The 21,556-nt window shown below is 63.1% G+C and carries 13 protein-coding genes and 1 pseudogene; 9 read left to right on the top strand and 5 right to left on the bottom strand.

Annotated features, from left to right (window positions below):
• Positions 1-249: 249 nt before the first annotated feature.
• The gene (locus RE429_RS22320) at positions 250-1,317 is read right to left on the bottom strand and encodes an NAD-dependent epimerase/dehydratase family protein (protein WP_414475517.1); all 1,068 of its coding nucleotides are present in this window, start codon (positions 1,315-1,317) and stop codon (positions 250-252) included.
• Between the two features lie 86 nt (positions 1,318-1,403).
• On the opposite strand from RE429_RS22320, the gene RE429_RS22315 reads away from it, so the two are divergent.
• The 7 genes and pseudogenes from RE429_RS22315 to RE429_RS22285 all read left to right on the top strand — a co-directional run bounded on the left by RE429_RS22315 (position 1,404) and on the right by RE429_RS22285 (position 15,809).
• On the top strand, positions 1,404-2,672 hold the full coding sequence (locus RE429_RS22315; RefSeq protein WP_414475516.1) for a hypothetical protein: 1,269 nt from the start codon (positions 1,404-1,406) through the stop codon (positions 2,670-2,672).
• Positions 2,673-3,366: 694 nt separating this feature from the next.
• The gene (locus tag RE429_RS22310; RefSeq protein WP_414475515.1) at positions 3,367-4,437 is read left to right on the top strand and encodes an HlyD family secretion protein; all 1,071 of its coding nucleotides are present in this window, start codon (positions 3,367-3,369) and stop codon (positions 4,435-4,437) included.
• A complete protein-coding gene (gene rbbA, locus RE429_RS22305; protein ID WP_414475514.1) occupies positions 4,434-7,205 on the top strand; it encodes a ribosome-associated ATPase/putative transporter RbbA in 2,772 nt (923 codons plus the stop codon). The genes RE429_RS22310 and rbbA overlap by 4 nt, the downstream gene beginning before the upstream one ends.
• 3 nt (positions 7,206-7,208) lie before the next feature.
• The gene (locus tag RE429_RS22300) at positions 7,209-8,330 is read left to right on the top strand and encodes an ABC transporter permease (RefSeq protein ID WP_414475513.1); all 1,122 of its coding nucleotides are present in this window, start codon (positions 7,209-7,211) and stop codon (positions 8,328-8,330) included.
• 73 nt (positions 8,331-8,403) lie between these two features.
• Positions 8,404-8,730: pseudogene (locus RE429_RS22295) on the top strand (SDR family NAD(P)-dependent oxidoreductase); the annotation flags it as partial.
• Positions 8,731-9,146: 416 nt separating this feature from the next.
• Positions 9,147-14,939: a tandem-95 repeat protein gene (locus RE429_RS22290; RefSeq protein ID WP_414475512.1), complete on the top strand. Its 5,793-nt coding sequence runs from the start codon at positions 9,147-9,149 to the stop codon at positions 14,937-14,939.
• Positions 14,940-15,155: 216 nt separating this feature from the next.
• The gene (locus tag RE429_RS22285; protein WP_414475511.1) at positions 15,156-15,809 is read left to right on the top strand and encodes an outer membrane protein; all 654 of its coding nucleotides are present in this window, start codon (positions 15,156-15,158) and stop codon (positions 15,807-15,809) included.
• Positions 15,810-15,974: 165 nt separating this feature from the next.
• Here RE429_RS22285 and RE429_RS22280 read toward each other — a convergent pair whose 3' ends face one another.
• From RE429_RS22280 to RE429_RS22265, 4 genes are all read right to left on the bottom strand, one after another.
• Positions 15,975-17,477 (bottom strand): tripartite tricarboxylate transporter permease, encoded by a 1,503-nt coding sequence (locus RE429_RS22280; protein ID WP_414475510.1) that lies wholly within the window; start codon positions 17,475-17,477, stop codon positions 15,975-15,977.
• A gap of 10 nt (positions 17,478-17,487) precedes the next feature.
• On the bottom strand, positions 17,488-17,949 hold the full coding sequence (locus tag RE429_RS22275; protein WP_414475887.1) for a tripartite tricarboxylate transporter TctB family protein: 462 nt from the start codon (positions 17,947-17,949) through the stop codon (positions 17,488-17,490).
• A gap of 122 nt (positions 17,950-18,071) precedes the next feature.
• Positions 18,072-19,028: a Bug family tripartite tricarboxylate transporter substrate binding protein gene (locus RE429_RS22270; protein ID WP_414475509.1), complete on the bottom strand. Its 957-nt coding sequence runs from the start codon at positions 19,026-19,028 to the stop codon at positions 18,072-18,074.
• Between the two features lie 200 nt (positions 19,029-19,228).
• Complete coding sequence (locus RE429_RS22265) at positions 19,229-20,122, bottom strand: LysR family transcriptional regulator (RefSeq protein ID WP_414475508.1); 894 nt, start codon at positions 20,120-20,122, stop codon at positions 19,229-19,231.
• 210 nt (positions 20,123-20,332) lie between these two features.
• Here RE429_RS22265 and RE429_RS22260 point away from each other — a divergent pair, with 210 nt between their 5' ends.
• Both RE429_RS22260 and RE429_RS22255 read left to right on the top strand, forming a co-directional pair.
• Positions 20,333-20,926: a chromate transporter gene (locus RE429_RS22260; protein ID WP_414475507.1), complete on the top strand. Its 594-nt coding sequence runs from the start codon at positions 20,333-20,335 to the stop codon at positions 20,924-20,926.
• The gene (locus tag RE429_RS22255) at positions 20,923-21,453 is read left to right on the top strand and encodes a chromate transporter (protein ID WP_414475506.1); all 531 of its coding nucleotides are present in this window, start codon (positions 20,923-20,925) and stop codon (positions 21,451-21,453) included. Before RE429_RS22260 ends, RE429_RS22255 begins: the two co-directional genes overlap by 4 nt.
• Positions 21,454-21,556: the final 103 nt, after the last annotated feature.

Below are 21,556 nucleotides of genomic sequence, written 5' to 3'. Positions count from 1 at the left end.
TTCTATATACCTTACGATATATATAAGTATTGCTCATACTCGAATAAAAAGTTCACTCTCGAGAAATGGCTGCAAAGGTATCGCCTGGACAAGGTTCATCTATGTTGAATTATACTTAGTCCTGCTGATCAGAACCCGTGCGCCCAATCTCGCAAGCCGATGGACATGATGGTCCAAGGTCGGTCGACGAGCTTGCTCCAGGCAGCGCAGCAGTGGGTCTATGCTGATGGAGCCATACTTAGTTGTTGATCAGGAGCTGCGCTGGTCTGTAATCCGATTTCTGGCCGATGGTCCTATGCCTCTCGGCCGATCCGTCGCCGGAGCATGGTCGTGGACACGCATCATCGTGCACAGCCAGTCGACGGCTTCAAGCAATGCTCCCCGGATAGGAACTGGCGCATAGCCGAGTTCCAGACGCGCCTTGCAGCAGTCCAGCAATGCGGACCGACACGCCACACGAACCCCCTCCCGTGTTGCCGGTGGCCTCCGACCCGTGACATGATCGGCGAGCCACTCAGCCAAGGCAGCTGTCATGAAGGCAACCGGCCTGGGAATGCTGTGCCGTGGCATGCGGTGTCCCGATGCGTCTTCGAGCAGGTGCAGGAGCGCGCGCAGGCGGATATTCTCCCCGCCCAGAACATAGCGCTCTCCCGTGCGTCCGCGCTCGGCCGCCAGGATGATGCCGGTCGCGACATCGCGCACATCGACCAGGTTGAGCTCACAGTCGAGGAAAAAGGGCAAGCGGCCGGCCAGGAACAGCGAGAGCATGGCCGTCGGCGGGGTCATGTTGCGGTCATCAGCTCCAATCGGCACCGCCGGGCTGACGATGACCACATCCTGCCCATTCCGCACGGCTTCCAGCGCCGCCTGCTCGGCCTCGTGCTTCGACCGGGTGTAGGGGCCTGCCATGTCTCTCAAGGGCGGCAGGACGTTCTCGTCGATCGGCCGCCGCCGAATGGAGTGCTTGGGCAGCAGAATGGCCTCTGTGGAGCAGTGAACAACCCTGCCGACTTTCATGTCCGCCGCGGCCTGCAGAACCGCTTGCGTACCGCGGCCATTGATCACGCCGAAATCTTCCCTTCTCGGCATCCAGAAATGGGCTGCTCCAGCCAGGTGAAACACGCAGCCGATGCCGTCCATGGCTTGCCTCAGGCGTGCGCCATCGAGAATCGAGCCATGCAGGAATTCGATGTCCGGCGGAAGATCGGACGGACAGGCGAGGTCGAGCACTCGAACGTGGTGACCGCAGGCACGAAGAGCGGAGACGAGATATCGGCCAATGAACCCGCAGCCACCCGTCACCAATGTTGCGCTCATCTCGGTCTCTGGCTATCGGCACCAGCCCCTGGTCTAGTATGAACGGCGTTTCATGGTCGAAAACGACAAGTCCATGAAGGTTCCCGATGAGCACGGAAGATATGATGAGCTCACCGCCTCGAATTCGCATCCTCCTCTCTGAGGGCGCGAGCACTTCGGCCCGCGAGGCGATCACTGCGCTAACCCTCAAGGGTTACCATGTCGAGATCTGTGATCCGGATGCTCATTGCCTCGGGCGCTTCTCGTGGCTCATTGAGAAATTTCATCGCTGTCCCGGTCTGGGCATCGATCCAGAGAAGTACCTCGAGTTCATCCTCGATCAGATCTCGACCGGGCGTTTCGATGTCCTCCTGCCCATCCATGAACAGGGCTTTCTGTTCGCGCGCATCCGTGAACAGATCGCGGCTCATGTCGCAATCGCTTTGCCAAGCTTCGAAAGTTACGCCCGCGTTCACAGCAAAGTCGGGTTCAGCCGCCTGCTGACAGAGCTCGGATTACCGCAGCCCAATACGCGGTTCCTGGAGAACAGCCGGGACCTGGCCTCGATCGACGAATTCCCGGTTGTCCTGAAAACCTCCCTCGGAACAGCCAGCCGTGGCACCTGGATCATTCGCGATGCGACCGATCTTGAGCGTGCCGTTGACGGCATCCAGGCCGCGATGGCTCCCGACGAGCCGCTCCTGGTGCAGGAACTGGTCCAAGGCTATGTCGAGCATGCCCAGGGCGTCTTCTGCGACGGACGCCTCATCGGCATTCACGTGGTTCGACAACTTGCTGGAGGCGCGGGTGGCGGTCCCGCCCGCAAGGAGAGCATTCGCCGCCCGGAGGTTCGCACGCATCTGATGCAGCTCGGAGCATGGCTGCGCTGGTCCGGGGCGCTGTCGGTGGACTATATTTTCGAAGAGAAACGCCAGATTCCCCTCTATATCGACTGCAACCCTAGGCTCGTGGAGCCCATGAGCGCTTGGTTCGCCAACCTTGATCTGGCGGATCTGCTGGTGCGGGTTTCCTTGGGCGATGTGCCGTCCGGCATCCTTGAAAGCCACGAAGGAGTTCGCACGCATCTGGCGCTTCAGGCGTTGCTCGGCTGTGCGCTCCGGAGCGGTTCGCGACGGGAGATCCTGCGCGAGTGCTGGCGTCTTCTGACCCGGAGCCCCCCTTATGCCGATAGTCGTGAGGAGTTGACGCCCGTCGCGTTGGACTGGCTGAGTGCAATTCCCGTGATCGCGACGGCTTTATGGCTTCTGACGGCTCCGGGAGCCGCGCGTGACCTGTCCCGAAAGGGCTGGGGCTCCCATTTGCTTACGCCGTCGAGCGATCGATACATCCGGACGCGAATGGACGGCCCGTCGTAGAATGGTCCAAACATGCTTGAGCTTTGGAATCACCCTGTGCTCACGAACCCCGATCCCGAAGAGGCGTCCGACAGCCGCGGTCGAAAGCGACTCCGTCAGGCCGATCCGCCTCAAGTCATCGAGAGCGGCCCTGTAGGCACGCACGGCCTCGGCCAAGCCCCTGGCGTCCTCTCGGGTTTGCCGGCCGAACAGCATCGGGCCGATTTGCCTCAAGGTTATGGCGCCGTTCCCCGCAGCGCATCGCCAGGCGACCCTTGCCGGAGGCCAGCGCTTCGAGTTGCCGGGCCATCAGGTTTGCGATTTCGGCGGCTGCCTCGAGAACCAAGCGGGACGCCTGGGCCGGCACGATGAGAACCGAGACCCACCGAAAGTACGGGGAACCTCGGTTCCTGACCCTGGTTGTGTAAAAACGCCGGCGGCGGAACAAGGCTGGCGTTTTCTCAAGTTGCCTCGAGCAAGCCCGTCAGGGACGGGAATGGCTGTTCTCCAGGGTGAGGGCGCAGCCACGCGGGGACCTCATGCGGGTTGACCCTTGGCGGCCCAAAGATTCGCGACGGGTGAGGGTGCGAAATCCACGTGCGATGCGCTCTCTCGGCAGCCTTGACGTACATCAAGGTCCGTTGACTTCACGGGGATGTAGGGGAGACTTCCCCGACAGTCCTGGGTCTTGGGCGAGGGGGGCGAGGGGTGGTGGATGATGCAGAAACCAAACCGGTGGCTGTTCAGAATAGCGGCGGTGATAGCGGCGGTCGCTGTCCTGTACGGGCTGTGGCAGTTCCTCCAGCCCAAGGGCCTGCCCGCTGGCCTGGCCAGCGGCAACGGACGCATCGAGGCGGTCGAAATCGACATCGCCACGAAGACGGCCGGTCGGGTCGAAGACATTCTGGTCAACGAGGGTGATTTCGTCACGGCGGGTCAGGTGCTCGCCCAGATGGACACAGACGTGCTTCAGGCCCAGCTCAAGCAGGCCGAGGCGCAGAAGCAGCAGGCCGTCGTCGGCGTCGAGACCGCCCGCCATCAGGTGGTGCAGCGCCAGGCCGAGAAACAGGCGGCGGTCTCCCTCGTCGCTCAGCGCGAGGCCGAGAGGGATGCCGCCCAGAAGCAGTTTGCCAGGTCCCAGGAGCTCGCATCGCGCGGGACCACGTCGCAACAGGTTCTCGATACCGACCGGGCCCAGTTCGAGAGTGCAAACGCAGCCGTCAGCGCGGCCCAGGCCCAGGTCGCGGCGGCCGAAGCCGCCATCGCGACAGCCGAGGCTCAGGTCATCAACGCCCAGGCCGCGGTCGATGCCGCCGCAGCCACCATCGAGAGCATTCAGGCCAACATCCGGGACAGCACCCTCCGGTCCCCCCGGGACGGGCGTGTCCAGTTCCGGGTGGCACAGCCGGGTGAGGTGCTCGGCGCGGGCGGCCGGGTGTTGAACATGGTCGATCTGAGCGACGTCTACATGACCTTCTTCCTGCCGACCGAAGCCGCCGGGCGCGTGAGGATCGGGACCGAGGTGAGGATCGTCCTCGATGCGCTGCCGCAATACGTCATTCCAGCCAAGGCGACGTTCGTGGCCGATGTCGCCCAGTTCACCCCCAAGACGGTCGAGACGGCCAGCGAACGCCAGAAGCTGATGTTCCGGATCAAGGCACAGATCCCGCCTGAATTGCTGAAGAAGTACATCCGTGATGTGAAGACCGGTCTGCCGGGCATGGCCTATGTCAGGATCAGCCCGGATGCCGCGTGGCCCGCCAACCTGCAGAACCTGGTGCCATGACGGGTCCGATGGGAAGCGCCGCAGCGACTCCCGTAGCCCGCTTGAGGGGCATTTCGCTCGTTTATCGCAAGACGCGGGCCCTCGATGCGGTGACCCTCGACTTTCCTGCCGGTTGCATGGTGGGGCTGATCGGTCCCGATGGGGTCGGCAAGTCGAGCCTCCTGTCCCTTGTGGCAGGCGCCCGGGCCATCCAGGCGGGCCATGTCGAGGTGCTCGGTGGCGATATGGCCAAGGCGTTGCACCGCCAGGATGTGTGCCCCCGCATCGCCTACATGCCGCAGGGCCTCGGCAAGAATCTCTATCCAACCCTCTCGGTGTTCGAGAACCTCGAGTTCTTCGGGCGCCTGTTCGGCCAGGACCGGGCCGAGCGTGAGCGCCGGATCGCCGATCTGACGGAGAGCACCGGCCTGGCGCCGTTCGTCGGCCGGCCGGCCGGTAAGCTCTCCGGCGGCATGAAGCAGAAGCTGGGCCTCTGCTGCGCCCTCATCCACGATCCGGACCTGCTGATCCTCGACGAGCCGACCACGGGCGTGGACCCTCTCTCGCGGAGGCAGTTCTGGGAGCTGATCGATCGGATCCGGGCAGACCGGCCCGGGATGAGCGTGATGGTGGCGACCGCCTACATGGAGGAGGCGGCGGGTTTCGACTGGCTCGTGGCCATGGACGACGGGCGCGTGCTGGCTACCGGCCCGACCGGCGAACTGCTCGGCCGCACCGGGACTGCCACGCTCGAGGAGGCGTTCATCGCCCTGATGCCCGAAGAGAAGCGTCGCGGGCACAAGGCTGTCGAGATTGTGCCCCGGCAGGAGGACGAGGCGGAGATTGCCATCGAGGCCAAGGGCTTGACGATGCGTTTCGGCGACTTCGTGGCGGTCGACCATGTCAGCTTCCAGATCCCGCGCGGCGAGATCTTCGGCTTTCTCGGCTCCAACGGCTGCGGCAAGACGACCACGATGAAGATGCTGACGGGTCTTCTGCAGCCGAGCGAGGGAGAGGCCTGGCTGTTCGGGAAGCCCGTCGATGCTCAGGACATCGAGACGAGGCGGCATGTCGGCTACATGTCGCAGGCGTTCTCGCTCTACACGGAGCTGACCGTCCGTCAGAACCTGGAGCTGCATGCCCGCCTGTTCCAGGTTCCCGAGGATCTCGTCCCGAGCCGGATCGACACGATGGTCAGCCGCTTCGGCCTGGCCGATGTCATGGATGCGCTGCCGGACAGGCTGCCGCTCGGACAACGCCAGAGGTTGTCCCTCGCGGTCGCGATGATCCACGAGCCGGCAATCCTCATCCTCGACGAGCCGACGTCCGGCGTGGACCCGATCGCCCGTGATGCCTTTTGGCAGATCATGGTCGACCTCGCCCGCCAGGACAGGGTCACGATCTTCATCTCGACCCACTTCATGAACGAAGCCGAGCGTTGCGACCGGATCTCGCTGATGCATGCCGGACGCGTTCTCGTCAGCGACACGCCGAAAGGCCTGGTCGAGAAGCGTGGGGCGAGGACGCTGGAGGAGGCGTTCATCGGCTATCTTGCGGATGCCGTCGCCGAAAGCCAGGCCGGCGCTGCGCCGGAGGAGGAGGGAAAGCCGCAAGGGGCCCGGACCACAGGGCGCGCGGATGAACTCCCCTCCGGCCCGTCCGGAGAACGCGCCAAGGGCCGCTTCTTCAACCCGCGGCGCATGGTCAGCTATACCATCCTGGAGGCGCTCGAGCTGCGGCGCGATCCGATCCGCGCCACCTTGGCCCTCGTCGGCAGCATCCTGCTGCTGTTCATCATGGGCTACGGCATCAGCATGGATGTCGAGGATCTGACCTTCGCGGTTCTGGATCGCGATCAAACCTCGGTGAGCCGCGAGTACACGCTCGATCTGGCCGGCTCCCGCTACTTTGTCGAAAAGGCGCCGATCATCGACTACGAGGATCTCGACCGGCGCATGCGGGCGGGCGAGCTCTCCCTGGCGCTCGAGATCCCGCCGGGCTTCGGGCGCGACGTTGCCAGGGGACGGGAGGTTCAGATCGGGGCCTGGATCGACGGCTCCATGCCGCAAAGGGCGGAGACGATCCGCGGTTATGTCCAAGGGATGCACGCCCAGTGGCTCGCCTCTCAGACCGGGGCGGCGAGTCTCGCCACCATCGAGACCCGCTTCCGCTATAACCCGGACGTGGAGAGCCTGAAGGCCATTGTGCCCGCCGTCATTCCGATCCTGCTGCTGCTGATCCCGGCCATGCTGGCGGCGCTCAGCGTCGTGCGGGAAAAGGAGCTTGGCTCGATCGTGAATCTCTACGTCACGCCGGTCACCAAGCTGGAGTTCCTGCTCGGCAAGCAGCTGCCCTATGTCGGGATCGCCCTGCTCAACTTCATACTGATGACCCTTCTTGCAGTGACGGTGTTCGGCGTGCCGATCACGGGGAGTTTCCCGGCGCTCGCCGCCGGCGCGGTGCTTTATACCTTCTCGGCGACCGCCCTGGGTCTCCTGATGTCCTCCTTCATGCGCAGCCAGATTGCGGCCATCTTCGGCACGGCGATCGCCACGATGATCCCTGCCACCCAGTATTCCGGCATGCTCGATCCGGTCTCGTCTCTGGAGGGGGCAGGGGCCTTCATCGGAAACATCTATCCGGCGACCTACTTCCTGACCATTTCCCGGGGCGTCTTCTCCAAAGCCTTGGATTTCGGCGACCTCCGCGCCTCGTTTATCCCGCTGCTGATCGCGATGCCGGTCCTGATCGGCTTGAGCGTGATGCTCCTGAGGAAGCAGGAGACCTGATCGATGCGTGCGTCCAACATCCTGAACCTCGGCATCAAGGAGCTGCGCAGCCTCGCCCGGGACCCGATGCTGCTGGTTCTCATCGTCTACTCTTTCACGCTCGCGATCTATACCGCCGCGACGGCCATGCCGGAGACGCTTAACAAAGCGCCGATCGCCATCGTCGATGAAGACCGCTCCCCACTGTCGGCCCGCATCGTCGGCGCCTTCTATCCGCCCTCTTTCATCGCCCCGGTCCTGATCACGCCGGCCGAGATGGACGCGCGCATGGATGCCGGGCTCGATACCTTCGCTCTCGATATCCCGCCCAATTTCCAGCGGGACGTCCTCGCCGGCCGGCAACCCACCATTCAGCTCAATGTCGACGCAACCCGCATGAGCCAGGCCTTTACCGGGAGCGGCTACATCCAGCAGATCGTCAGCGGCGAGGTCAACGGGTTCGTGCAACGGTATCGCGCCGTACAAACCCTACCGGTGGATCTTGCCCTGCGGGCTCGGTTCAACCCCGAACTGAACAAGGGCTGGTTCGGTGCCGTCATCCAGGTCATCAATCAGGTCACGATGCTGTCGATCATCCTGACCGGAGCCGCCCTGATCCGGGAGCGTGAACATGGCACGATCGAACATCTTCTTGTGATGCCGGTGACCCCCTTCGAGATCATGACCGGCAAGATCTGGTCCATGGCCCTGGTGGTGCTCGTGGCCTGTGCATTCTCCCTCACATTTGTCGTGCAGGGCCTGCTGGCGGTTCCGATCGAAGGCTCTGTGGCGTTGTTTCTGGTGGGGGCGGCCTTGAATCTGTTCGCAACGACGGCGATGGGCATCTTCCTGGGCACCGTAGCCCGGTCCATGCCGCAGTTCGGGATGCTGTTTATTCTGATCATCGTGCCGCTGCAGATGCTGTCGGGCGGGATGACACCGCGCGAGAGCATGCCGGACCTCGTTCAGACCATCATGCTCGCGGCTCCGACGACACACTTCGTCATGCTGGCGCAGGCCATTCTGTATCGCGGCGCCGGCATCGAGGTGGTGTGGCCGCAATTTCTTGCGCTCTTGGCCATAGGCATGGTCCTGTTCAGCCTCTCTCTAGCGAGATTCCGCAGGACGCTTAGCCAAATGACTTAGCGCAAGCGAGGTTTCTCAACGGCAAAGAGATCGCCAAGGCGATCGCTATGAGCATCGAGGGAAAGTTGCCCTTGTGACGGGAGCCGGGCAGGGGATCGGCCGTGGGATTGCCTTGCGGCCGGCGCAAGACGGCGCCGTCATCGCCCTTGTGGACATCGATCAGGACCAGATGAACGCTGTCGCCGAGCGGTGGTCGATCATGCCGAGAAGGAGCTCGGCGGGTTTGACATCATCGTCAACAATGCCGGAATGGCCCAGGTTCAGCCCCTTCTCGACGTGACGCCGGAGGAGGTCAACAGGATCCTGAACATTAATCTTCAGGGGGGTGCTCTGGGGCATCCAAGCCGCAGCGAAAGAGTTCGCCGGCGATGGCGTCACGGTCAACGCATACCGCATAGCGGCCACTTTCGACTGGATCAAGCGCTCACAGGCCGTACGCTTACCCAGCCGATGTTACCACCTCGTATATCCATCCAACAAAACGACATTCAGTCCATAAGGACCGTGTTGCCGTAACGCAACAAGAAGTTAAGAAAGGTAATTGACGGGCAGTTAGGACTAGACTGATAGGCAAATTCTCTTAATTCTGCGCCCCGCATAGTAGCTAAGTCGGTCATTGTGAACGTTGCGTGCGCCATTGGGCTCTCAGCCATGGCCGTATTCGCAACGTTTTAGTTCGACTTCCGTCGCGTGGAAAATCGTGTCGCCGACAAGACGCGAGTTCATCTGCGATGAGCCGCTATCGATCATAGAAGATAAAGAACGATCGTTGCGTCAGGATCAAAAGCGCATCGATGCATGGGGGACGTAGTTTACATGACGACCGAAACACTTGTTGGCGGCGATCTCACCAACTATACCTCAGGTACATGGGCTTCCAATCGCGTGGTCACTGGCGCTGACGGCAAGTTTTACCTCGCCAACTTCGTCAACGGAACCAGCGTCAACGTTCAGCAGTGGGATGGGAGCCAGTGGCTTCCCTATGCGTCCTTTACGACTGCACAGGTGGGTGCGGTCTCGTTCGGCGACGAGATGGACCTTGCCGTCGACGCGGACGGTCATCTTCACATCGTCATGGAGAGCTATTACGGCTCGGGAGTCTCGGGCGAGCGCGGGATCACGCACGGCGAGTTTTCCGGCTCCGCCTGGAGCTTCAGCAAAGTCCAAACCTCAACTCACAGCAACGGCTGGCTCAATTATGACAGCCCGAGCGTGATCGTCGACCAGGCGGGGGCGGCCCATGTGGTATATGTGTTCAAGGACGCGGCCACTCATACCGACTATATTCGCTACGCGACAAAGACGGAATCGGGCTGGAGCATCGACACCCTGGTGACCGGGACCAGTGGCGGCGGCACCGACGAGATGTTCTATCCCTGGATCGGCATCGGCCCGGACGGCGCCATTCATGTGACCTATACCCGCGAGGACAATCAGAACGACGTCTGGGGCAATCTTTATCACACCACCAAGACTGGAACTGGCGCCTGGAGCGCTCACGAGAAGCTGATCGACGGCGTCGCCGAGGGTAAGGACTACTTCTACGAAAGCAGCCTCGACAGCGACGGAGTGCTGCATGTCATCGTCACCGAAAGCATAATGACCCCCGACTGGACCGTCGGGCAAAGCACTGTCTACGAGTATGTGAAGGGACAGGGCAAGGCCGTCCTGTTCTCCAATGCTTCCGGCTCGCTCTATGCCACCGGATATCAGGAACTTGGTGGCGTCGAGTATATGCTGGTGGCCAAGTTTGCCAGTGACGGAACCCCGCAGGGCGCCAACATCTACACCCGCCACTCTGGCGGGGTTTGGGTGCAGGGCAACGCGGTTGACGTCCCCGACAGCTACGAGCTCACCCTGGCTGTCAACCAGGACGGCAAGGTCATGGTCGTCTCGCTTGATACAAACTTGGCGGGGTTGACCTACGACACCGGCAACGCCGGCGGCATTCCGCCATCCCCGAATCCGGTCGTCACAACCGGAAGTGGCTCCACCGCCTATGTCGAGAACGGTACGCAGGCCGTGGATCCCGATCTGACGCTGACGGATGCCGACAGTGCCTCCCTGGCTTCGGCGACTGTCGCCATCACAGACAACTTCATGGCCGGGCAGGATGTCCTCGCCTTTGTCAATACCAGCGCTGCCATATACGGCAACATCGTTGCCTCCTACAATGCGTCCGCGGGCGTGTTGACGCTCGTCTCCTCCGGCGGCATGGCGACGCTGAGTCAGTGGCAGGCTGCACTGCGCGCCGTGACCTATACCAACTTGTCCGACACTCCCGACGTCGCCGACCGCACGGTTTCGTTTACGGCTAATGACGGAACCCACACCAGCAATATCGCGGCTAAGGTGGTCACGGTCCAAGCGGTCAATGATAGCCCGGGCTTCACTGGGCTCGATGATACACCGTCCTATGTGGAGAATGGCCCGGCGGTCGTCCTCGACAGCAACGTCAGCCTTTTTGATGCGGAACTCGATGCCGCCAACAGCTGGGCCGGTGCGACGCTGACGCTGGAGCGCCAGGGCGGAGCCGACGCCAGTGACCAGTTCCTGGGCTCGGGCGTGCTGACGCTGACCGGATCTGGGGACGTGGTGGTCAGCGGAACGACTGTCGGAACGTGGTCGTCTGCAATCGCGGGCAGGCTGCAGATCACTTTCAACGCCAACGCCACCCCGGCCCTGGTCGATCAGGTGGCGCAAAGCATCGCTTACCAATACGCGGGAGACGCTCCTCCGAGCTCCGTCTTGATCGGGTGGACGGTCAACGACGGCGCTTCCCAGTCCGGCACAGGTTCGGTCAGGGTGAACCTGATCGCCGTCAACGATGCACCGACTGCCACGAACATGACCCAGACGCATACGTTCCTGGAGGATAGCGCGCCCGTTGCCCTCGGCGACATCGTGGTCACCGAGGTCGATACCGGCGACACCATCATCGCGACCCTGACTCTCAGCAATCCCGCCGCCGGCACCCTCACCACCGCCACGTTCGGCTCCGCGACGGTGACCTTCGACGCCGGCACCGGCGTATGGACCGCCACCGGATCGGTTGCGGATGTGAATGCCGCGCTTGCTGCAGTCACCTTCGCGCCCACCGCCAACTGGGACCAGAATGTCACGATCACGACCCGGATCAGGGACGCAGCCGGCACGGGACCGGCGGACGGAACCATCACGCTCAACGTCACCCCGGTGGACGACCCGCCGACGGTCTCCGTGCCGGACGGCATGACGGTCGCCGAGGACGGCACGATCGCCCTGACAGGAATCGCCATCGGCGATGTCGACGGCGACGCGGGCACGTTCACCCTCGACCTGGTCACCGGCGAGGGCGATTTCTCGGTCGCGGCCCATCCGGGCCTTACCGTCACCATCTCGGTCCCGGGCCATATCACCATCCAGGGCAGCATGACGGATCTCAAGGCTCTCATCTCGAGCGGCGGGATCACCCTCACGCCCAACGCCAATTTCCACGGCACCCTGAACCTGACCGTGAGTTTCAGCGATGGTGCATACCTGAGCACCGATACGACCTCGATTGCCGTCACTCCGGTCGCGGACACCCCGACCGTAACCTTCACGACCGTGGCAGAGGACGACATGAGCGCCCCCGGCCTCATCATCTCCCCGGCCGGCGTCGATGGCGCCGAGGTGACCCACTTCCTGATCACCGGGATCACGGGCGGTACCCTCTACCTCGCCGATGGCATGAGACAGATCGTCGACGGGGATTACATCACCGTCGCGCAAGGCGCGGCCGGCCTGAGGTTCAAGCCTGCGGCGGATCAGAACGGCAGCAGCGGATTCGGCTTCGATGTCCAAGCTTCGGTCGGCGCGGACGGCACGAAGCTGAGTCCGGCCGTGCCGGCGAGCGTCATCGTGACGGAGGTCAATGATGCGCCCACCGCCGTGGACGACGTGCTGCCCTCAGTGGCCGAGGACAGCGGCGCGATCGTGATCCCGTTTGCGGATCTCCTCGCCAACGACAGCGCAGGTCCTCTGGAGTCTGGTCAGACGCTGACGATCACGGCGGTGTCCGACGCGATCGGCGGTACGGTGCAGATCGTCGGGGACAGTATCGTCTTCACGCCCGCTCCCGATTTTTACGGTCAGGCCTCCTTCAAGTACACGGTGACGGATAACGGCACCACGAACGGCGCTGCCGATCCGAAGTCCGCAACGGCCGCCGTATCGTTCAGCGTGACGCCTGGCGCGGATACGCCCATGGTGATGAGCGTCACGACGAACGAGGATACTCAGAGCGGAGCCATTGTCGTCAGCCGCTCGCCGGTCGACGGCTCTGAGGTGACGCATTTCAAGATTACGGGAATTACCGGAGGCACCCTCTATCTCAATGATGGCGTGACGATCGTTGCCAACGGCTCCTTCATCACCGCCGCACAGGCTCATGCCGGGCTGAAGTTCACGCCAGCTCCGAACTCCACGGACCAGGGCAGCTTCCAGGTTCAGGCAAGCACCAGCGCCTCGGACGCCGGCCTCGGCGGCGGCACGGTGACGGCGACCATCGACATCAATCCCGTCAATGATGCTCCGACCTCGACCGATGGCCGGGTGACGCTGGACGAGGACGGCTCGTACACTTTTGGAGCATCGGATTTCGCGTTTGCGGACCCGAACGATGCGGCCGCGCCGAACGCGCTCATGTCCGTCGTGATCGACAGCCTCCCGGTTCGCGGAGTCCTCAAACTGAACGGCATCGCCGTGTCTGCGGGACAGGAGATCGCTCTCGCTGACATCATCGGCGGCAAACTGGTCTATACGCCCGGCCCCGACGAGAATGGAAACGGGTACGCCAGTTTCACGTTCCGGGTGAAGGACGATGGCGGCAAGGCCGACGGCGGTGCCGATACGTCGGCTCAGCACGAGATTTCCATCGATGTCACCCCCGTGAACGATGCTGCCGTCATCGCTGGTGATCTCACCGGATCTGTGAAGGAGGATGACGTCACCACGGTCTCGGGAAGCCTCACGGTCACGGATATCGAGGCCGGCGAGGCCTTCTTCCAACCCATGGCGGCTGTGGAGGGTGCTTACGGCACCTTCTCGTTCGATCACTTGACGGGGATGTGGACCTACGTGCTCGACAATGCGAGCCGCCAAGTCCAGGACTTGCGCGAGGGCGAGACGAAACACGAGACGTTCACGGTCAGGTCGCTTGACGGGACCGAAAAGGCCGTGACCGTCACGGTCGTCGGCACCAAGGATGCCGAGGTGATCGACGGCGTGGACGTGGAGAGAGAGGAGATCGTCCATGGGGACGGCTCGGTATCGCAGGTGGTCACGATCCCGGTGGTGACGGCGGGCCGGAGCGAGACCGACGGCAGCGCCCTGTATGCCGACATTCCGCTGGTGACGGCGGGCGGGCGCCCCGTGCTCACGGTGCAGGTCGGGGTCGGGCTCGGCCTGACCGCGTCGGGCTTTGCGGCGCCGAAGGCCGCCGGCGCCTCGCTCGCCGACCTGATCCGCGAGATCCAGGCCCATGCCGGCGCGGCCGACCGCACCACGCTGAGCGGCGGCGGCGCGGGCTTCCTGGCCGGCCTGCCGGCGAGCACGCCGCTCCTCGTCCAGGCGCTCACGCTCACCCAGGCCGGCGCGGTGGCGGGCGTGCCGCTCGTCATCAGCGGCGACAGCAGCGCGCAGGCGCCGGCGACCGCGCTCGTGATCGACGCGCGCGGGCTGTCGGCCGGCACCGTGATCGCGCTCGACAACGTCGCGTTCGCGACGATCCTCGGCGCCGTGCGGGTCACCGGCGGGGCCGGCTCGCAGGTGGTGTATGGCGACGGCGCGGCCCAGCACATCGTGCTCGGGGCCGACGACGACACCCTGCACGGCGGCGGCGGCAACGATTACATCGGCTCCAAGGGCGGCAACGACTGGCTCTACGGCGATGCCGGCAACGACACCGTCGCCGGCGGCATCGGCGACGACCATCTCTATGGCGGCACCGGCCATGACCGGCTCCTCGGCGAGGCCGGCCATGACCGCCTCGAGGGCGGGTCCGGCAACGACACCCTGCTCGGCGGCTCCGGCCACGACACCCTGGCGGGCGGCACCGGCCACGACCGGCTCTACGGCGATGCCGGCAACGACCGGCTCTATGGCGGGTCCGGCCACGACCGCCTCGACGGCGGCAGCGGCCATGACCGGCTCGACGGCGGCGCCGGCAACGACACGCTGCTCGGCGGGACCGGCAACGACACCCTGGTGGGCGGGCTCGGCCGGGACCAGCTGTGGGGCGGCGCCGGCCGCGACGTCTTCGTCTTCACGACGGTCGCGGAGAGCCGGGTCGGGGCGCAGCGCGACGTCATCCATGACTTCCAGAGCGGCCACGACCGGATCGACCTGCGCGGCATCGACGCCAACACCCGGCTCGCCGGCAACCAGGCGTTCAGCTGGACCGGCGCAGACGGCCCGTTCCTGCACCCGCAGGAGAGCGCGGCCTTCCTGGCCACGGGCTTTACCGGCCGGGCGGGCGAGCTGCGCTTTGCCAACGGCCTCCTGATGGGCGACGTCGACGGCGACGGCCGGGCCGATTTCGAGATCCGGATCGTCGGCCCTCTCGCGGCCGGCGACGTGATCCTGTAAGCCCCCGGGCCGGGCGCGACCTGCGCCGCCCGGCCCGCCCTGCCATGAGCGGCTTTGACCGCCATCCGTGCTCGCATCCGCCCCCCTTCCGGAGATCCTCATGAAACGCCTCCTGCTGTCCCTGTCCGTCCTGCTCGCCGCCGGCCGGCCGTAGCCTCGGCCGCCGACCTGCCGCCGCGGGCCGCGCCCGTGCTTCCGCTGCCGGCGGCGCCCGCCGTGAGCTGGAGCGGCTGGTATCTGGGCGCGCACGGCGCCTGGCTCGGCGACAGCGGCGAGGCGGTCCGCACCGACGCGGCAGGTGTCGCGCCGGCGGCGCTGCCGGCCCGGGCGGGCTTGCGCGCCAGCGGGCTCGGCGGCGGTGCGCAGGTCGGCTATCTGTGGCAGGTCGGCGAGGTGGTCGCCGGCCTCGAGGCGGATCTGAGCGCGCTCGATGTGGGCCAGGGCCGCAGCAGCCTCGGCGTGGACGGCCCGTTCGCGCTGCGCACCGACCTGAGTTCGCAGCTGCGCTGGTTCGGCACGCTCAAGGGCCGGGTCGGGCTCGTGCTGCCGAGCCTGGCGCCCTTCGTCGCGTCGTCGCTGGTCTATGTCACGGGCGGCCTGGCCACGGCGCAGATCGAACACCAGGGCGCGATCACGGTGGTGCCGCCGGGCGTCGGCCCGGCAGCGCGCCGCACCGGCTGGCGCCCGGGCTTCGTGGTCGGCGCCGGCGCCGAGCACCGGCTGACGCCGAGCCTGTCGCTCACGAGCGAGACGCTGTACTACAAGCTCGCCGACGAGACCCTGACGCTGGCGCGCGCCGGCGATCGGGTCGGCTACCGGTTCAAGAACGACGGCTGGATCAGCCGCATCGGCCTCAACGTCCGCTTCTGAGACCGGCCGGCTCCAGCGCATTGCGCGGACCCGGCTTTTCACGTCCGATGCTCTCGTCTGCAGCAGGCGCTGTCCGCGTAGTGCCTGGCAGAGACTGGGTTTGGTCGCGCCATCGCGTGACGAGAGGCTCAGCGAGTCGGCGCTTCGTTCGTTAAACTGGTGCTCTCAACTTTCTTGAAACGCTTCCTCGCGCCTGCTGCGGATGGCTGGCAGGGCCACGGCGAGGATGAGGACAGCGGTAGCTGCCAGGAGAATCGCCGAAATAGGACGATGAATGAAGATCGAGAAATCTCCCTTGGAGATCACCATGGCTCGCCGGAAATTCTCCTCGATCATCGGGCCAAGCACGAAGCCGAGCAGCAACGGTGCCGGTTCGCATTCAAGCTTCTTCAGAGCGTAGCCGAAGAATCCGAAGCCGACCGCGAGGAACAGGTCGAAGACTGAATTCTGCACCGAATAGACGCCGACGCAGCAAAACAGCAGAATCGCCGGATAGAGCACTTTGTAGGGGACCGTGAGAAGCTTCACCCAGATGCCGACGAGCGGTAGGTTCAGGATCACCAGCATCAGATTGCCGATCCACATGGAGGCGATCAAACCCCAGAACAGGGAAGGGTTGCTGGTCATGACCTGGGGGCCAGGCTGGATGTTGTGAACGATCATCGCTCCCAGCATCAGCGCCATGGTCGCGCTTCCGGGAATTCCCAAGGTGAGCGTCGGAATGAATGCCGTTTGCGCCGCAGCATTATTGGCCGCTTCAGGGCCTGCAACGCCCTCAATCGCGCCTTTTCCGAACCTCTCGGGCGTCTTTGAAACTTTCTTCTCCAGGCTGTAGGCAAAGAAGGAGGACAGCGACAGGCCCGCTCCGGGGAGTACGCCAACAGCCGCACCGATGGCGCTGCCGCGCATCACAGCCGGCATCATCTGCTTGAAGTCGGAAAGAGACGGCCAGAGGTTAGTGATCTTGCCCGTGTAAGCCTCTCGAACTTCTTTGTGCTCCAAGCTGGCGATGATCTCGCCGAAGGCGAAGATGCCGACCGCGATCACAATGAAGTCCACTCCCTCCCAGAGTTGCGGCAGTCCGAAGGTGAAGCGCATCACGCCCGAGGCAACGTCCGTTCCTACGAGACCGAGCAGCAACCCGAGCACGATCATTCCGATTGCCTTGAGGAGCGGTCCCGATGCGAGGGAGACCGCACCAACCAGGCCCATGGTCATGAGCGAGAAATACTCCGCCGGACCGAATGCGAATGCAAACTCCGTGAGAGGCTTCGCAAAGGCTGCCAGGATCAGCGTTCCAACACAGCCGGCGAAGAATGAACCGAGAGCAGCGGTCGACAGCGCAACGCCCGCGCGCCCCTGCCGTGCCATCTGGTATCCATCGAGCACCGTGACCACTGAAGAGGTTTCACCCGGCAGATTGACCAAGATAGCCGTTGTGGATCCGCCGTACGCTGCACCGTAATAAATTCCGGATAGCATGATCAATGCGGATAGAGGCTCCAGTCCGAATGTGAAGGGCAGGAGCATCGAGATCGTGGCCAGCGGGCCCAGTCCGGGCAGCACCCCGATCAGAGTTCCCAGAAAACAGCCAACGAAGGCATAAAACAGGTTCTGCAGTGTCAGGGCGCTCGCAAACCCGAGCATCAGATTGTCGAATAATTCCATTGTAACCTCCTCAGCCCGCGATGAATGTCGGCCAAACTGGGAACTGGAGGTTCAGCGCATAAACGAAAACGACCAGAGAGAAGACGATCAGGACGAGTGTGTTGATGAGTGTCGCTCGCCACGTAAATTCGTGGCTGGCGAGACTTGACCCGATGATCAGGGCAACCGTCGACAGGACGAGACCAAGGGTGCCGAGCAACAGACCGAACACGAGCACCGAAGCGAGGATGATGAACAGAGGTCTGAGCGCCCAGTGCTCCATCTTCTGAGGCTCTGCATGGAGCCGAATGGCACCGAAGGCTACCATGATACCGATTATGGCCATGAGGACGCCGAGCCAGAATGGAAAGTAGCCGGGGCCCATCCGGGACGCAGTGCCCATCCGATATCCATAGGAAGCGACGGCAAAAGCGACCCCGAGTATGATGTACAGGAGGCCAGAGGCGAAGTCTTTCTGACGCACGATTTTCATTGCATTATCCAAAGACGCATGGTCGTCCTCTCCGCTCTTGGAAAAGCAGGCGAGGGCCGTGTGCAGCACAGCCTTGGCGTGCCGCACACTCACAGTTCCGCAGGCTGGATTTGCGCTGCTTCTTATTGAGCCTGGATGTTGGCCTTCTCAGCGATTGTACGCCACTTTTGGAGCTCGTCTTGAATGAGCTTGCCGAAGGCTTCCGCGGACATCGGTGTCGGTCGGGCAGCATCGCGAGCAAGGAATTCCTTGGTCGCCTCTGTTCCCAGGACCTTGTTGATGTCGGCATTGATCTTATTGATGATCCCATCAGGGGTGCCGGCTGGCGCGAGAATTCCCCACCATTGCTCGACATCGACGCCCTTGACGCCAGCCTCCGCGGCTGTCGGGATTTCAGGAGCGACGCTGGCGCGCTGATCGCTGGTAACGACCAGCCCTCGCAGCTGACCGCCACGGATGAGCGGTAGGGCTTGAGTCATGCTGCTCATGAAGAGGTCCGAATGACCGCCGATCACGTCGGTCATGGCTTCCGAGCCGCCCTTGTAGTGGACCGGCACCATCTTGATTCCGGCGCTCTGCGCGAAGAGTTCGGCTCCGAACTGGTTGACAGTGCCGACGCCGGACGTGGCGTAGGTCAATTCCTTGGCCTTCGCCGTTTCCAGGAACTCCTGAACGTTCTTGGCCGGTACGGCTTTTCCAACCACCATAACCAGCGGGACCTTGCCGATCATGGCGACCGGCTTGAAGCCCTTGACCGGATCGAACGGCAGATTCTGCTGCACGGCCGGATTCATCGTGAAGGTCACGGACGCGATCAACAGCGTATGCCCGTCCGGAGACGCCTTGGATACATGGGCGGATCCGATCGCAGCCCCGGCGCCCGGCATATTCGATACAACGACCGGCTGCCCCCACATCTTGCCGAGATTGTCTCCCAAGTGGCGCGCCAGGATGTCGTTCGATCCGCCCGCAGCGAATGGAACGACCAGGGTAACGGGCTTTGTCGGGAATTGCTGTGCAAAAGCCGTGGTCGCGAATGTCATTGCCGCTGCTGTAAGAGCGTATCTGACGAATTTCATGGACTCCCTCCGAAATGATCATGTGATATTTTATTGCGAACGCTGCTTTTGCATTGTGCAGGGCTCGCCGATGTCTTCGCATCGATTCAAAGGCTTTGCGGGACGGAGGTATATCGTCCCTCTATGCCAATGGCGGTATGAGAAGCTGATGGAGACGGCCTGTCGAATAAAAAATCCACCATCAGCCATAAAGCCGGCTTCTACAGATGCTCTTCCCGGACCGTCTGTTTGAGATGATCGATAAAGTCATTCACGACGACCGATTGAGGGGCGGCCTTGGGTCGGATGAGCAGGGTTTTGGCCTCGATGCGAGGGTTCAGGTTTCGGACGACAAGGCCTGGAATTCCCATCGTGCCCACCAGAAGGGGGTCGACGAGTGCAACGCCGGCACCAAAGCGCGCGAGCATGATGCCGGTCAAGGAGACGCTCACCTGGACAACGATGTTAGGCGCAATCCCGGCTTCGCTGAGCGCACGGTCGACATAGGGGCGGAAGACGATTTGGGGCAGGTAGGTGATGATGGGATAGGGGGCGAGATCCTTGATATTGATCTCGTCGAGTTCGGCCAAAGGATGATCTTCCGGCATGACACAGGCAATGCTCCAACTCATGAGCACCTCCGTGTCCACCGCCGAACTGACGATCGGCTCGTGCGCGATTCCGATCTCGACCTCGCGGTTGATCACCCGGTCGAGAACTTGCGGAGACGTGAGCGACTGGAGGGTGCACTGCACCCGCGGCCTCTTTGCCACGAAGGTTGCGACAGCCTTTGCCAGATATCCGTTGGCAATGGGAAAAGCCGCCGCGACGGGAAGAGTGCCGAGCCGGCCGCCTACCAGGTCCTGGGTAAGCCGTCCCACGGCCTCGATTCGACCGAAGATCTCGGCGACGTCCGGGAAGATGGCCTGGGCCTCGTCGGTCGGCTGCAGCCGGCCGCCGACTCTGTTGAAGAGCTTCATCTTCAACCGGCTTTCACAGTGCTTCAGCACGGTGCTGATGGCAGGCTGCGTCACATTGAGCAGTTGCGCGGCTCCCGTGACCGAACCGGTTACCATGATGGCGTAGAAGACCTCCATCTGTCGAAGGTTCATCATCCTCGCTGCTTCCTCCCGTCGAATTCACCCTTAGCAGGGGCATTATTAGAATTTATGTTTGTGCTCGGATAAGTGATTAGACATTGATATGGATCGGGCAAATGATCAACCGCCCGGAGCTCCGGCATGGATGCGCCAGGCCCATGCCGGATGCATTGTCTTTCGTCGGGGCTGCGAGATACCCGGTGCGGAGGAGGGTAGCCGTACAGAATGGATATGAAGAGCAGCAAGCTGAGGCTCAATGACGAGGGGATGGTGCAGGGCTCACCGGAATCGAGGGTCAGCGTCCGTGAACTGTTCTGGGCCTTTCTGCTGGTCGGACTCTCGGGCTTCGGCGGCGTTCTCCCCTTTGTCCGCCATATGCTCGTCGACAAACGCCGCTGGCTCACTCCTGCCGAATTCACGGAGGTGCTGGGACTTTCCCAGCTGCTTCCAGGCCCGAACGTCGTGAACATCAGTATCTATGTCGGGGCGCGCTTCGCGGGTGCTGTCGGCGCTTCGGCCGCTTTCCTGGGGATGATGGTGGCCCCCATCGCAATTGTCCTCTGCCTCGGCGCCGCCTATACCCGTTATGGCGACCTTCCGGCTGTCGCGAACGCTTTCCGCGGGGTTGCCTCCGCGGCTGCCGGGCTCGTCGTCGCAATGGCGATCAAGATTGCCTGGCCGGTGCTCCGCTCCGGGCGCGCCATCGTCAGCGCCGCTCTTGTCGTCGGTGCGATCGTGGTGATCAAACTACCACTCGTCTGGACACTCGCCATCATGGCGCCGGTCAGTGTCCTCTGGATCTGGTGGAAAGCGCCATGAGCGACAATGACAGCCTGTGGGGATTCGTTCTCCACCTCTCGCTCCTGTCTCTAATAGCCATAGGCGGGGTGAATTCCGTCCTCCCCGAGCTTCATCGCTTCGTCGTCCTTGATCATCCATGGATGACGAACGAGCAGTTCACCGCTCTTTTCGCGCTCGCCCAGGCGGCTCCGGGCCCGAACGTGATCTTCGTCACCCTGATCGGCTGGCAGGTTGCCGGCCTGGTCGGCGCCCTTGCGGCGACGATCGCAATTTGCGGTCCGGCAACGATCATCGCGTATGTGGGCACACGCCTGTCGACTCAGTGGCAGCATCTCAAATGGTTCAGAATGCTGCGGAGCGGGCTTGTCCCCCTGACGACAGGATTGATGATCGCCAGTGCGTGGCTTCTCACGGTCGCATCCGCTCAGAATGTTTTCAGCTACGTCATTACAGCCGTAACAGCTTTCGTGATGCTGACGACGCGGATCAATCCGCTGTGGCTCCTCGCGCTCGCAGGGGGAGCTGGCGCTGCAGGGTTCCTCTGAGCGACCCTCGTTCGTCATAAATCGAATTAATGAGCAGCTGCGACTTAATGATTGGACGTTGATCCTCATCGATTGAATGCTCCAGGCCAATCATCCACCTGAT

Source organism: Microvirga sp. M2, assembly GCF_047497095.1.
Lineage (GTDB): Bacteria > Pseudomonadota > Alphaproteobacteria > Rhizobiales > Beijerinckiaceae > Microvirga.
The sequence above is the reverse complement of the archived record's forward strand: the minus strand, read 5'-3'. Positions and strand labels throughout refer to the sequence as shown.